This is a genomic window from Ignavibacteriota bacterium (genome assembly GCA_016707525.1).
Classification (GTDB): Bacteria; Bacteroidota; Ignavibacteria; order UBA10030; family UBA6906; genus JAGDMK01.
This window is the reverse complement of the sequence record JADJHP010000001.1, coordinates 177,555-191,463: the sequence shown is the minus strand read 5'-3', so window position 1 is coordinate 191,463 and position 13,909 is coordinate 177,555. Positions and strand designations below refer to the sequence as shown.

Here is a 13,909-nt window from a genome sequence, read left to right as displayed (position 1 = left end):
AACATCCGGGTCACACGGAGGTCAGACCTCCATGATCTCCTTCTCTTTCTGGGTAAGGAGCGTATCGATGTCCTTGATACCCTTATCCGTCATTTTCTGCACTTCCGTCTCGCCGCGCTTCCGTTCGTCCTCGGAGAAATGTTCATCCTTCTCCGATTTCTTCAGATGCTCGATGGTGTCGCGGCGGATATTGCGGATCGCGATTTTCCCCTCTTCGCCGAACTTCTTCGTCAGCTTCACCAGATCGCGGCGGCGTTCTTCGTTCAGCGCAGGGATCGGGACGCGGATGACATCGGCATCCTTGATGGGATTCAGCCCGAGGTTGGCCGCCTGGATCCCCTTCATGATCGGGTCCAGCGCGCCCTTGTCGAACGGCTGCACGGTCAGGGAGTGAATATCGGAGACGCCGACATTCGCAACATGCGACAGCGCCATGGAAGAGCCGTAATATTCCACCTTCACGCCGTCCAGCAGCGCGGTGGTCGCCTTGCCGGTCCGGATCTTGGCGAGCTCATGCCGCACCACTTCGCTCGCTTTGTGCATCCGCTCTTCCGTATCTTTCAGAATCGTCTTGATCATGGTGGTCCTCGTTCGTGAGCTGTGCGCCGGCCTAGATCGTCTCTGTGACGCGGGTGCCGACGTGTTCGCCGAGGATGAGGCGTTTGAAGTTCCCCGGCGTGTTCATGTTGAACACCAGAATGGGGAGATGGTTCTCACGGCAGAGGGTGATGGCGGTCATATCCATCACCTTCAGGTCCTTCGTCAGCACATCGAGGAAGGTGATCTGTTCAAAACGGAATGCCCCCGGGTTGCGCTCGGGGTCGGAGTCGTACACGCCGTCCACGCGCGTTCCCTTGATCACCACATCGGCCTCGATCTCAACACCGCGCAGGACCGCCGCCGTGTCCGTGGTGAAATACGGACTGCCGGTGCCGGCGCCGAAGATCACGACACGGCCCTTCTCCAGATGCCGCACGGCCCTGCGCCGGATGAAGGGCTCGGCCATCGAATCCATGCGGACGGCCGACATCAGGCGTGTCGTCAGTCCGATGTTCTCCAGCGTCGCCTGCAGGGCCATCGCATTGATCATGGTCGCCAGCATGCCCATATGATCGCCGGTGGCCTTGTGGATACCGCTCGTCGAATTCGACACGCCCCGGAAGATGTTCCCGCCGCCGATCACGATGCCGACCTGCACACCGAGTTCCTTGACGGAGCGGATCTCTTCCGCATACTGCCGGAGCATTGCCGGATCGATGCCGAACTGCTGCTGCCCCATCAGGGCTTCGCCGCTCAGCTTGAGCAGGACCCGTGTGTACGCCGGCGTGGCCATAGGCCTACTTCACCTCTTCGCCGAGATGGAACCGCACGAAGCGGCGGATGGTCACGGTCTTGCCGGAAGCCTTCGACAGGTCGGCGAGGACATCCTTGATCGTCTTTCCCGGATCCTTGATGAAGGTCTGATCCAGGAGACACACTTCCTGGTAGTACTTCTCGAGCCGGCCCGAGGCGATGCGCTCGACGATCGGATCCTTCTTCCCTTCGTTCTTCGCCTGCGTGCGGTAGATGTCCAGTTCGCGTTCGATCGCGTCCTTGCCCACTTCATCGCGGCTCACGCACGACGGGTTCATCGCGGCCACCTGCATGGCAACGTCGCGGCCGGTCTGGGCGCCGGTGGCATCCATCCCGCCGAACTCCACGAGCACACCGATCTTGCTGCCGAGATGTGTGTAGGAACTCACGCAGCCATCGGCCGAGGTGATGATCTGGAAACGGCGCACTTCGATCTTCTCGCCGACCTTGGCGAGGAGGTCATTCAGCAGCTCGGCGACGGTCTTGCCGGCCGGGGTCTTCAGGGTTGCAAGGGCTTCGACGTTCGCCGGGCGGTCGCGGAGGACCGTCTCGACCACGTTCGTCGCGAATCCCGTGAAATCATCGCTGCGGGCGACGAAGTCGGTTTCGCAGTTCACTTCCACGGCCACGCCCACCGTACCATCAGCGGAGACACGCGTAGCGATGGCACCTTCTTTGGCTGCACGCTCGGCGCGCTTGGCTCCGGTCGCAGCACCCTTCTTGCGCAGGAAATCGATCGCCGCTTCCATATCGCCGTTCGAGGCTTCGAGAGCACGCTTACAATCCATCATCCCTGCGCCGGTCTTGTCGCGCAGCTTCTTGATCACTTCACTGGTAATGTCCATGAGATACGCTCTTTCGTCTTATCGTTAGCGGGACGGTCTCTCGTCAGCCGCGTCCTTGTCCTTGCCCCTGTTGTCATGCTCGGCCATTGCTTCCGCGTGGTGCTGGGCCGCGCGCTGCTTCCCTTCGGCGATCGCGTCGCCGACGACCTTGCAGATCACCTGCACGGACTTGATCGCGTCGTCATTGGCAGGGATCACAAAGTCGATCCCGTCGGGATCGCAGTTGGTGTCGACGATGGCGAAGACCGGGATGCCGAGGCGGCGGGCTTCCTTCACCGCGATGGCTTCCTTCTTGACGTCGACAACGAAGAGGGCGCCGGGAAGGCGGGTCATCTCCACCACGCCGGAGAGGATCTCGTTCAGCTTCTCCTTCTCGCGCATGAGGAAGAGCGCTTCCTTCTTCGTGATCTTGTCGAACGTCCCGTCACTCTCCATCTTCTCGATGTTGGTGAGGCGCTTGACGCTCTTGCGGATGGTGGTGAAGTTCGTGAGGCAGCCGCCGAGCCAGCGTTCGCTGACGTAGAATTCGCCGGTGCGCACCGCTTCGCCCTTGATGATGTCCTTCGCCTGCTTCTTCGTGCCGACGAACAGGATGCGTTTGCCCTCAGCAACGATGTTCGAGAGCGCGTTGGACGCATCCTCGAGCAGCTGACGGGACTTCATGAGATCGATGATGTGGATACCGTTGCGCTCCATGAAGATGTAGGGGCGCATTTTGGGGTTCCAGCGGCGGGTAAGATGACCAAAATGGCAGCCGGCTGCCAAGAGCTCGGCAACTTCGACGCGAGACATGGGTGTACTCCTTGGTTATAGGGTCTTCTACTCTCTTCACTTCCCGCCGGAATCCCGCGCTCAGCGCGGGACACCTCCGGCAGGATCCAAGAGTATGCTTTTTTTGTACTACACCACTTCCCGGGCGATTAGCGCTTCGAGAACTGGAATCTCTTGCGGGCTTTTTTCTGTCCGTACTTCTTGCGCTCGACCATACGCGGGTCGCGCGTCAACAGCCCTGCCTGACGCAACGGCGACTTGTTGTCTTCGCTCAGCGAGACGAGCGCGCGGGCGATGCCGAGCATGATCGCTCCGGCCTGTCCCGTGCTTCCGCCGCCTTCAACGTTGACGCGGATGTCATACTTGCCGCCGGCCTGCGCCACCTCCAGCGGCTTCAAGATGTGCGCGCGGAGGGTCTCCAGCGGAAACGCTGTCTCCAACGTACGCCGGTTGACGGTGAACTTGCCGGTGCCCGGCGCCAGGATGACGCGTGCAACGGATGTTTTGCGGCGGCCGACTGCTGTGGTCGTGTGTGTGTGCATACTGCGATCAGACTCCTGTCAGATTGATCATGACACCGGATGGGGCTGCGGTTGCTGGGCGACGTGGGGATGTTCCGCGCCTCCATACACTTTCAGCTTCTTGAAGATCTGGCGGCCAAGCCGGTTGTGCGGCAACATGCCCTTGATCGCATGTTCGATCACACGCTCCGGATGCTTCGCCAAAACGTCCTGGAACTTCTCCCAGGTACCACCACCCGGATACCCGGTGTAGTGGAAGTACTGCTTCAACTCTGTGCGCCGGCCGGTAACCTTGACCTTGGATGCGTTCACGACGATGACAAAGTCACCCGTATCCGCATTCGGCGTGAATTCCGGCTTGTGCTTGCCCCGAAGCAAACGGGCGATCTCGGTCGCAACGCGACCCAGGACCTTCCCCTCGGCATCGATCAGATGCCACTTCCGCTCCGTGTCCTTCTCGGTAAAAAAGCGTGTTGCCTTGTCCACGAATGATGCTCCTGCAGTGTGAAAAGCGTAGAGATATTCAATGAGCCTCAAAAGGTACGTAAAACACCAATGAATGTCAATATTCAGGTGAGGAAATGTGCATCGCCGCGTGATAGGAGCTTCTGACCAGAGGCCCCGACTCGACATGCCGAAAACCCATGGAAATACCACGTTCTTTCAGCATTTTGAACTCGTCCGGGTGCACGTACCGGTGCACCGGCAAGTGCTCGCGCGACGGCTGCAGATACTGCCCCAGCGTGAGGATGTCACACGCAACTGCGCGCAGATCGCTCATCACCTCAACGATCTCTTCCGTTGTCTCCCCCAACCCCAACATCAGCCCGCTCTTGGTCACCATCCCCCATTGCTTCCCGCGCTCCAGAAGTTCAAGGCTGCGCGTGTACTTTGCCTGAGGGCGGACCGTCGGATAGAGCCGGGGCACGGTCTCGGTATTATGATTCAGGATGTCCGGCTTCGCATCCACCAGGACACGGAGCGCGTGCTCGTCCCCGCGGAAGTCCGGGATGAGGACCTCCACCGTGATGCCGGGCCGCGCGTCGCGCGCCAAACGGATCGTCTCGGCAAAGATCCCCGCACCTCCATCCTCAAGCTCGTCACGGTTCACCGACGTGATCACCGCATGCTTCACGGACATCGTCCGGATCGCTTCCGCCACACGGCGCGGCTCGTCGGTGTCCAGGAACTCCGGCCTTCCCGTCTTCACGTTGCAGAACCCGCACGAGCGCGTGCACACATCGCCCAGGATCATGAAGGTCGCCGTGCCGGCATTCCAGCACTCGCCCATGTTCGGACAACGCGCTTCCTCACACACGGTGTGAAGCTTGTGTCCCGTTACGAGCCCTTTCACCCGGGCATAGTTCTCGCCCGACGCGAGCTTCACCTTCAACCACTCCGGCCGCGGCAGCCGCGGCGTCGGCTCGCGACGCTCCACGTCGCCGGCCCCCTCACCCATCGTCACGATCACTTCAACGCCCATCGCCCTTCACCACCTCCCGCCTTTCGTCTCGCTGCGCCACATGGCACCTCATCCTCTTCCCGTCACTTCCTACTTTATTTCTTCTCCGACATCGAACCCTTCCAGGTTCTTTACGATGGCATCAAGGAACATACCCCCCAGCAATCCGTCCACCACCCGATGATCGAACGACATCGTGAAGTACGCCATGGACCGGATCGCGATGGCGTCATCGATGACCACCGGCCGCTTCACGATGGCCCCGGTCCCCAGGATCGCGATCTGCGGCTGATTGATGATCGGCGTACCGATGATGGTGCCGAACACACCATAATTGGAGATGGTGAACGTGCCGCCGCTGATGTCGTCCGCCGTCAGTTTCTTCGTGCGCGTGCGTACCGCAAGATCGTGCACGGCACGGGCGATCCCGAGCAGACTCTTCTCTTCCGCATGCTTGATCACCGGAACGATCAGGCCGTTCTCGGAAGCGACCGCAACACCGACGTTGATCGCATGTTTCCGGACGATCGTCGTGCCATCCACCGATGCATTGATCAGCGGATACTTCTTGATCGCACGGACAACGGCATCGATGATGTACGGCGTGTACGTGAGCTTGAACCCCTCGGCCCGTTCGAATGCCGCCGCGTGTGCAGCGCGGTGACGCACGACCGCCGTCATGTCCACCTCATGCACCGCCGCAACATGCGGGGAGGTCTGCACGCTTGCGACCATGTGCGCCGCCATCTTCTGCTGGACATTGCTCATCGCGATGCGTTCGTCGCCCGCGCCGGACTTGAATGCCGCCGGGGTGGGCACAACGGCGGCAGCAGGGGTGCCACCCGACACGGCAGCGGGTGCAGCGCCGGTCTTGCGTGCCTGCACATACGCAAGGATATCCCTCTTCGACACCCGTCCGCCTTCACCCGTTCCCGGCATACGCTCGAGTTCTTCCATCGACACGCCTTCCGTCCTTGCGATGGAAAGGACGAGCGGTGAATAGAACCGGCCCTTCGCCGGTTCGGCCACAGGGGCTGCAGCCTGTGCCGGATGGACCGCCGGCGCGGCCACCGGTGCCGGCACTGCGGGCTTCGGTCCCGCGGCCGGCACAGCCTTCGGATCGATCGTCACACTGGCGTCCGTTTCAAGGTATGCGATCACGGTGCCGACGACCACGGTCGTCTGCTCCGCGACCACGATCTCGGCAAGCACCCCCGCGGCGGGAGAGGGGATCTCGGAGTCGACCTTGTCGGTGCTGATCTCGAGCAACGTCTCATCCTTCTTCACCTGATCGCCGAGTTTCTTGTGCCACGTGACGATCGTCCCCTCCGCGATGCTCTCACCCATTTGCGGCATCACCACTTCGATACGTGCCATCAGATCACCCTGTATGAGTTAGTGCATGTCCAACGATCATTCGACTAGTAACGTGCAAGCTCCTTCATTGCCGCAAGGATACGTTCCGTATCCGGCAACACCGCCTCTTCCAGTGCTGGGGCAAAGGGTACAGGGACATCGGCTGCCCCCACACGCCGCACCGGCGCATCCAGGTCGCGGAAGGATTCGCTCGCGATCGTTGCAGCGATCTCCGCCCCCACCCCTCCTGTCACCGCATCCTCGTGCACCACAAGCACCTTTCCGCTCTGCCGTACAGCCTCCAGCACGCGGTCCTTGTCCCATGGCATCAGCGACCGCAGATCCACCACCGCGGCCTCCATCCCATCCTCGGCAGCCAGCCGCTCCGCGGCATCGAGCACGAAGCCGGTCGTGGTCCCGTACGTGACCACGGTAAGGTCGTTGCCCTGCCTGCGGAGTTCCGCCTTGCCGATCGGGACCACATAGTCTGTGTCCGGCACTTCACCCTTCAGGCGCCGGTACAGATACTTGAACTCCAGCACGATCACCGGATTGTTGTCCCTGATCGCCGCCTTCATCAGCCCCTTCGCATCGTAGGGTGTGGACGGCGCCACGATCTTCAACCCGGGGACGTGAAAGAACCACGCCTCCGGACTTGTCGAGTGATACGGCCCACCATGAATGTATCCGCCGGTCGGGAGCCGGAGGACCATGGGCACAGGCAGGCCCCAACGGTAGTGCGTCTTCGCTGCGTTCACCACCATCTGATTGAACCCGCAGGTCACGAAATCCGCGAATTGCATCTCCGCCACGGGCCGCAGGCCGAGGAGCGAGGCACCAACAGAGGCGCCGACGATCGCCGCTTCGGAGAGGGGCGTGTCGATCACCCGCTCCTCGCCAAAGTGCGCCTGGAACCCTTTCGTGGCCTTGAACGCGCCGCCGTACGCGCCGATGTCCTCCCCGATCAGGAACACGGTCGGATCCCGTTCCATTTCTTCCCACATGCCCCGCGCAAGCGCTTCGATATACGTCATGGTCGCCATCAGGACGCGTACACTCCTGCGAACGCATCGTTCGCTTCCGGGGATGGCGCTTCCAGTGCCACATGCACTGCATGGGCGATCGCATCGTGGATCCGCGACTCGATCCCGGCCCGGCCGGAGGACGTCAGGATGCCGGCCGCGTCAAGCGCCCGATCGAAACGCAGGATCGGGTCCTTTGCTTTCCACTCTTCCAACAGCCCGGGCGGCACATACGAGGCATCGTCCGAAGCGGAGTGCCCCTGCATACGCATGGTCACCGATTCGATCAGCGTGGGCCCCTCGCCGCGCCGCGCACGCTCGACCGCCGTCCGGGTGGCCTCATACACGCCGAGGACATCGGTCCCATCGATGGTCACGCCCGGGATCCCGTACCCCGCTGCACGGTCCGAGATCCGCTCCGCCGCGTGTTGCTTTGCCACCGGTGTCGAATACGCGAACTGGTTGTTCTCGACGATCAGGACGAATGGCAATTTCATGACGGCCGCCATGTTCAGGCCTTCATGGAAATCACCCACGTTGCAGCCGCCGTCCCCGATGTAATTCAATACCACGGCATGCTCGTTCTTCATGCGGGAAGCCAGGGCCACGCCGGCGGCGACGGGGATCATGGCGGCAAGGTGGCTCACATTCCCGTAGATGCGCCGCGCAGGATCGGCATAGTGTCCCGTCCCATCGCGGCCACGCGTCAGACTCTCTGCCCTGCCGAGCTGTTGCAGGAAGACCATCTCCAGCGTCTGGCCACGGACAAGATGCGCCCCCAGGTCGCGGTGCATGGGGAACAGATAGTCCTGGGACTGCAGGGCGAACGCACTGCCAACGGCCGTGGCCTCGTTGCCCGTGCCGGCATACGCGCCGCCGACCATCTTCCCCTGCCGGTACAGGCGGAGTATCGCCTCGTCGCACGAACGCGCAAGGCGGAGATAATAATAGAGATCGAGCAGTTGCTCGTGAGACAGTCCGTGTTCCGTCATTGTCCTCAGTGTGGGCGCAGCGGACGACGTCCGCCTTGCCGGGTGATCTAGAATTTCAACAACCGTTCCATTGCTTTCAGCAGGTCGGCTTCCTGCGGCAGCATCGCGTTCTCCAGCGGAGGAGCGTACGGTATCGGCGCATCCTTTGCGGCCACGCGCAGAACGGGCGCGTCGAGCCGGTCGAATGCTTCCGCGGCGATGATCGCAGCGATCTCCGCACCGAACCCTCCCGTCAGCGTATCTTCGTGCGCCACGATGACCTTCCCCGTCTTCCGCACGGACGCCAGGATCGTGCCACGATCGAGCGGGTTCAGTGTGCGCAGATCGATGACCTCGACCGACGCCCCGAGCCGCTCTTCGATCTTCCGTGCGGCTTCGAGCGATCGCTGGACGAGCATCCCCCAGGTGATCACCGTGAGGTCCTCGCCAGCGCGCTTGATGGACGCCACACCGAATGGGAGGAGATGATCCGCAGGTGGTTCCGGCGACGCAGCGAAACTCTGCCGGTACAGCCCCTTGTGTTCAAGGAACAGGACCGGGTCGTCGGAGCGGCACGCGGTCTTGAGTAACCCTTTCGCATCAGCGGCACAGGAGGGATACACCACACGCAGACCGGGGATGTGCGTGAAGAACCCATCGATGGACTGGCTATGATAGAGTCCGCCATGGATATACCCGCCCACCGCCGCACGGATCACCATCGGACAACTCCAATGGTTATTGGAGCGGTACCGGAGCATCGCCACTTCGTTCCGGATCTGCATGAACGCGGGCCAGATGTAGTCGCCGAATTGGATCTCCACCACCGGCTTGAAGGTCCCGCGAACGCTCAATCCGATGGCCGTGCCGATGATCGAAGCCTCGGCCAGTTGTGAATTGAAGACACGCGCATCCCCGAACTTCGCGGCGAGGCCACGCGTTGCCGTGAACACCCCTCCCTTGCCACCACCCACGTCCTCGCCATAGACGAGCATCGCGGGGTTGCGCTCGAGTTCCTCCGCGAGCGCATGATTGATCGCATCGACGAGCACAACGCGCGGGGCATCCGCCGGCACGGGTGCCGGCTCCGCAGGGAGTTCCACCGGTGCAGGCGCATAGACGTACCGTTCAACGTCTGCCGCATCGGGCAGCGGAAGCAATTCCGTCTCCACCGCCGCCCGGTCGATCCGCTCCTGCATCTCCTTGCGGATCGCAGCAGCATCGTCCGCGGTAAAGACCCCTTGCTCGATCAGATATCTCTCCATCAGCGGGATCGGGTCGCGCTGCGCGTCCTCGGCGAGGTCATCGGCCGGACGGTACTTCCGCTGGTCATCAGACGATGAGTGCGGTAGAAGTCGCACCGTATGCGCTTCGATCAGGACCGGGCCTTTCCCTGCACGTGCCAGGGCCACCGCTTCCGCAGTCACACGCAGGATCTCCGGGAAATCACTCCCGTCCACTTCAAACCGCTTCAACCCTTCGTAGCCCTGCGTCATCTTATAGACCGACCCGCCTGAGACCTGGTCTTCCACCGGGACGGAGATCGCATACCCGTTGTTCTGGATCAGGAATATCACCGGCAGGTGTTCGCGCGAGGCCCAGTTCAGTGCTTCATGGAACTCTCCTTCGCTCGTGGCGCCTTCCCCGGACGAAACGTACACCACTTCGTCGGTCCCTTCGCGCACCGCACCCATGGCCGTACCGACGGCCTGCAGGTACTGCGTGCCGGTGGGGCTCGACTGCGCGACCATGCGCAGCTCGCGGTCGCCGTAGTGGAACGGCATCGCGAATCCGCCGCTGCTGATGCCCGCGGCGCGGTGCATCGCATCCCGCATCACCTCTTCCACCGTGGTGCCGTATTGCAGCGCAAATCCCATATCGCGATAGTACGGATACGTCCAGTCCTTGCCGGGCTGCATCGCCAGCGCCATGCCGACCTGGACGCCTTCGTGTCCCGACCCGCCGATATGGAAGAAGATCTTCCCCTGCTTGAGCAGGATGAGGATCTTCGCATCCATCATGCGCGCGGCCACGGCATTGGTGTAGGCACGGCGCAACTGTTCCGGAGAATGCGTCACCCTATCGTCCTTCCATTGATTCGCGAACCTGCTGCGTGGCCGCACCGAAGACCGTACAGAACTCCGCAACGAAGAGGTCTTCGATCAACGCCATGGGCAGCACCTCGCCCGTGATCTCGCGCAGCGACGTCACCCCGCGCTCGAAGATGCCGCACGGAATGATCCCCCCGAAATACGAAAGGTCCGTCGCCACGTTCAGCGCCAGGCCGTGCATCGTGACCCACCGGCTTGCCTTGATGCCGATCGCACACACCTTTTCGCCGGCAACCCAGACCCCGGTGTAGCCGGGGAGACGGACGGCGACGATCTCCAACCGGGCCAGCACCCGTATCACAACCTCTTCGAGCGACCGCAGGTACTGTGCGACATCCTTGCCGTGCTGTTCGAGGTCAAGGATCGGATACGCAACGAGCTGACCCGGGCCATGGTACGTGATGTCGCCCCCGCGGTCCACCTCGACGACATCCACACCGCGGGCCTCAAGGTCGACCGCACCGGCCAGCAGATGGTCCACATGTGCATTCCGCCCCATCGTGTAGACGTGCTCGTGCTCGGTGAGGATCAGCGTGTCCGGCACCCGCCCTGCGATGCGCCGGTCGAAATACTCCTGTTGCAGTTGCCAGCATGCGCGGTACCGTGTGCGGCCGGCATGCACGACCTGCAGGTCAGATACTGATGGCTTCGCCATAGGCCGCTGCTGCCGCTTCCATGACCGCTTCACTCAACGTGGGATGCGCATGGATCGTATGGAACAGGTCAGGCGCGGTAAGTTCCATTCTTTTTGCGAGGACAAGCTCGGCGATGAGTTCTGTGGCATCAGCTCCGAGAATGTGTGCGCCGAGGATCTCACCGTATTTCGCATCGAAGATCAGCTTCACCATCCCCTCGGTCTCGCCGATCGCCATGGCCTTGCCGAGGGGACGGTACGGGAAGCGGCCGACCTTCACGTCGTATCCCTCCGCCTTTGCGGATTCTTCCGTGAGTCCGACGCTGGCCAGCTGCGGTGTGCAGTACGTGCATCCGGGGACACACGCATAATCCAACGGCTGCGGATCCTTCCCCGCGATCGCTTCGACGCAGCAGATCCCTTCGGCACTCGCAACGTGCGCGAGCCATGGCGGTCCGATCACATCGCCGATGGCATAGATGCCCGGCGTGCTGGTCCGGTAGCGCTTGTCCACGGCGATGTGCCCGCGCTCCACACGCACGCCGAGGCCCTCCAATCCGAGATGCTCCACATTCCCCTGGACCCCGATGGCGACCAGGGCGACGTCCGCGGTGAGCGTCCGCTGTTCGCCCCCCTGCTGCACCGTGACGCTCACGCCCGTGTTCCCGGCCTGTGCTCCTTCAACACGCGCGCCCGTAAGAAGTTCCACACCCCGGCGGGTGAGGCTGGTGGCGAGGAGTTTCGTTAGCTCCGCATCCTCGATCGGCAGGATCGAGGGCATCATTTCCACGACCGTCACCTTTGTGCCGAGCGCAGAATAGAATGTAGCGAACTCGATCCCGATCGCCCCGGCGCCGATGATGACCATCGAGTCCGGCCGCGCAGGCAACGTCATCGCTTCGGAACTGGTGATGATGCGTTTCCGGTCGATCGTCACATTCGGAATGGAACGCGAACGCGCGCCCGTGGCAAGAACGATGTGCGGTGCCGAAATGGTGGCTGTCGGTTTGCCTTCAGCTTTGATCTCAAGGGTGTCGGCGGCAGTGAGGCACGCCGTCCCGGTGTGTACCGTGATGGCGTTCTTCTTCATCAGGTATTCTACACCCTTGGAGATGCGTTCGGCGACGCCGCGGCTGCGCTTGATGATGCGGGGAAAATCGAACGAGACGTCCTTTGCGGAGATCCCCCACTCGTCGGCATGAAGAAGGGTCGAGTAGATCTCCGCATTGCGGAGCAGGGCTTTGGTGGGGATACAGCCCCAGTTCAGGCACACCCCACCGAGGCGGTCCCGCTCCACAAGGGCCGCTTTCATCCCGAGCTGGGATGCGCGGATCGCAGCAGTGTAGCCCCCGGGACCCCCGCCCACGATCACGATATCGTACTGGGTGTGTGGCATGGACTCCTCGCAAAGAACGGAAAGCGTGTGAAAGTTTTACAAAGTACGCAAAGAGGCTCAGAAAGTCAACGAAGCCCCGGGGCGAGGAGTGTGGCAGGCCGGAAGAGGGGTCAGGCCTCCCGCTTGAGATTGTATCTCTCGATCTTATGATAGAGCGTGACCCGGTCGATGTCGAGGATGGTTGCGCTGCGGCTGACATTCCAACCCGTTTCCCTCAGGATCTGGTCGATATGCCGTTTCTCAACGTCTTCAAGCCGCTTCCCTTCACTGGGCGAAGGAAGATCGGTATGCAGGATAAGATGGTCGCGGTTGATCATGTTCCCGGGAGAGATGACCATCGCCCGTTCGATCACGTTCTCCAGTTCACGCACGTTGCCGGGCCAATCGTAGGCCTTGAGGGCGAGCATGGCATCCGGCGAGAATCCGTGCATCTTCCGATTCATGGCACGGGCATACTTCACGAGGAAGAAGTGTGCGAGTTTCGCGATGTCTCCCCTGCGGGCGCGCAGCGGCGGCAGGGCGATCTCGAAGACGGTCAGGCGGTAGTACAGGTCCTGACGGAACCTTCCGTCCTTCACCGCTTGCTCGAGGTCCATGCCCGATGCACAAATGAGCCGATAGCCCGTGCGTACCGGATCGGCACCCCCCAACCGCGTGATCTGCTCCGCTTCCATCGCGGAAAGCAACTCCCCCTGCAGCTTCAGGTCGAGATTCCCGATCTCATCGAGGAAGAGTGTGCCCCCCTCCGCCATCTCCATTTTCCCCTTCCGCGTCTGCAGTGCGCCAGGGAAGGCGTCCTTCTCGTGACCGAACAATTCATCGGCCAGCATCGCATCGGCAACCGCCCCGCAATTGACGGTGACGAACGGCATGTAGCGGCGGCTGCCTGCCTGATGGATCGCGCGCGCGACCAGTTCCTTCCCGGTGCCGACCTCGCCTTTGACGAGGACGATCGTGCTCGTCTGGCCCACGGTCTGCACCAGTTCCATCACCTTATGCATCTCGGGTGATTCGCCGATCAGTTCAACGCCGGAGGTCAGTTCGCTCACGGAATCGCGCAGGCGCTGATTCTCCAGATTCAGCAATTGCTGCTCGAGAGCGTTCACGACGATATGATTCAGATAGTCCGGATCGATGGGCTTGGTGATGTAGTCGTACGCACCTTCCTTCAGCGCCCGGACCGCGGTCTCCACCGTCGCGAAGGCCGTCACGACGATCACCACGACCTGCCGGTCCATCTTCTTGATGCGCTGCAGCAACTCCATACCGTCCATACCCGGCATGCGGATGTCCACCAGGACCAGATTCCAGTGCTCGGCCTGCAGCATCTTGAGCGCGGTGGCGCCGTCCGGAGCCGCGCCGACGCGGAAGCCATCCTCCCGGAACCATTTTGTGAGGGACTCCCTGACGATCAATTCGTCATCAACAACGAGAATGCCGAGATCACTTTTCTTCATAGCGAATGCC

Annotated in this window: 14 protein-coding genes; all 14 read right to left on the bottom strand. The window is 61.9% G+C overall.

The window, feature by feature from the left end; all coding sequences use genetic code 11:
- Window positions 1-21: 21 nt before the first annotated feature.
- Window positions 22-579, bottom strand: a complete 558-nt coding sequence (gene frr / locus IPI01_00735) for a ribosome recycling factor (protein MBK7256358.1) — start codon at window positions 577-579, stop codon at window positions 22-24.
- A gap of 31 nt (window positions 580-610) precedes the next feature.
- Window positions 611-1,333, bottom strand: a complete 723-nt coding sequence (locus IPI01_00730) for a UMP kinase (GenBank protein ID MBK7256357.1) — start codon at window positions 1,331-1,333, stop codon at window positions 611-613.
- A gap of 4 nt (window positions 1,334-1,337) precedes the next feature.
- Window positions 1,338-2,198, bottom strand: coding sequence for an elongation factor Ts (locus IPI01_00725; GenBank protein ID MBK7256356.1), 861 nt, complete (start codon window positions 2,196-2,198; stop codon window positions 1,338-1,340).
- Window positions 2,199-2,222: 24 nt separating this feature from the next.
- Window positions 2,223-2,990 carry a 30S ribosomal protein S2 gene (gene rpsB / locus IPI01_00720; protein ID MBK7256355.1) on the bottom strand — a complete coding sequence of 256 codons (768 nt, stop codon included), beginning with the start codon at window positions 2,988-2,990 and terminating at the stop codon, window positions 2,223-2,225.
- A gap of 128 nt (window positions 2,991-3,118) precedes the next feature.
- On the bottom strand, window positions 3,119-3,511 hold the full coding sequence (gene rpsI, locus IPI01_00715) for a 30S ribosomal protein S9 (protein ID MBK7256354.1): 393 nt from the start codon (window positions 3,509-3,511) through the stop codon (window positions 3,119-3,121).
- Window positions 3,512-3,538: 27 nt separating this feature from the next.
- Complete coding sequence (gene rplM, locus IPI01_00710; GenBank protein MBK7256353.1) at window positions 3,539-4,123, bottom strand: 50S ribosomal protein L13; 585 nt, start codon at window positions 4,121-4,123, stop codon at window positions 3,539-3,541.
- Window positions 4,053-4,949: a lipoyl synthase gene (gene lipA, locus IPI01_00705; protein MBK7256352.1), complete on the bottom strand. Its 897-nt coding sequence runs from the start codon at window positions 4,947-4,949 to the stop codon at window positions 4,053-4,055. The genes rplM and lipA overlap by 71 nt, the downstream gene beginning before the upstream one ends.
- A 93-nt stretch (window positions 4,950-5,042) precedes the next feature.
- The gene (locus IPI01_00700; GenBank protein MBK7256351.1) at window positions 5,043-6,329 is read right to left on the bottom strand and encodes a 2-oxo acid dehydrogenase subunit E2; all 1,287 of its coding nucleotides are present in this window, start codon (window positions 6,327-6,329) and stop codon (window positions 5,043-5,045) included.
- A 44-nt stretch (window positions 6,330-6,373) separates the two neighbouring features.
- Complete coding sequence (locus IPI01_00695; protein ID MBK7256350.1) at window positions 6,374-7,351, bottom strand: alpha-ketoacid dehydrogenase subunit beta; 978 nt, start codon at window positions 7,349-7,351, stop codon at window positions 6,374-6,376.
- Window positions 7,351-8,322, bottom strand: a complete 972-nt coding sequence (locus tag IPI01_00690) for a thiamine pyrophosphate-dependent dehydrogenase E1 component subunit alpha (GenBank protein ID MBK7256349.1) — start codon at window positions 8,320-8,322, stop codon at window positions 7,351-7,353. Before IPI01_00690 ends, IPI01_00695 begins: the two co-directional genes overlap by 1 nt.
- A 47-nt stretch (window positions 8,323-8,369) precedes the next feature.
- Window positions 8,370-10,322 carry a dehydrogenase E1 component subunit alpha/beta gene (locus IPI01_00685; protein ID MBK7256348.1) on the bottom strand — a complete coding sequence of 651 codons (1,953 nt, stop codon included), beginning with the start codon at window positions 10,320-10,322 and terminating at the stop codon, window positions 8,370-8,372.
- A 58-nt stretch (window positions 10,323-10,380) separates the two neighbouring features.
- Window positions 10,381-11,067 carry a lipoyl(octanoyl) transferase LipB gene (gene lipB, locus IPI01_00680; GenBank protein MBK7256347.1) on the bottom strand — a complete coding sequence of 229 codons (687 nt, stop codon included), beginning with the start codon at window positions 11,065-11,067 and terminating at the stop codon, window positions 10,381-10,383.
- Window positions 11,045-12,442 (bottom strand): dihydrolipoyl dehydrogenase, encoded by a 1,398-nt coding sequence (gene lpdA / locus IPI01_00675; protein MBK7256346.1) that lies wholly within the window; start codon window positions 12,440-12,442, stop codon window positions 11,045-11,047. The genes lipB and lpdA overlap by 23 nt, the downstream gene beginning before the upstream one ends.
- A 110-nt stretch (window positions 12,443-12,552) precedes the next feature.
- Window positions 12,553-13,899 (bottom strand): sigma-54-dependent Fis family transcriptional regulator, encoded by a 1,347-nt coding sequence (locus IPI01_00670; GenBank protein MBK7256345.1) that lies wholly within the window; start codon window positions 13,897-13,899, stop codon window positions 12,553-12,555.
- Window positions 13,900-13,909 lie beyond the last annotated feature (10 nt).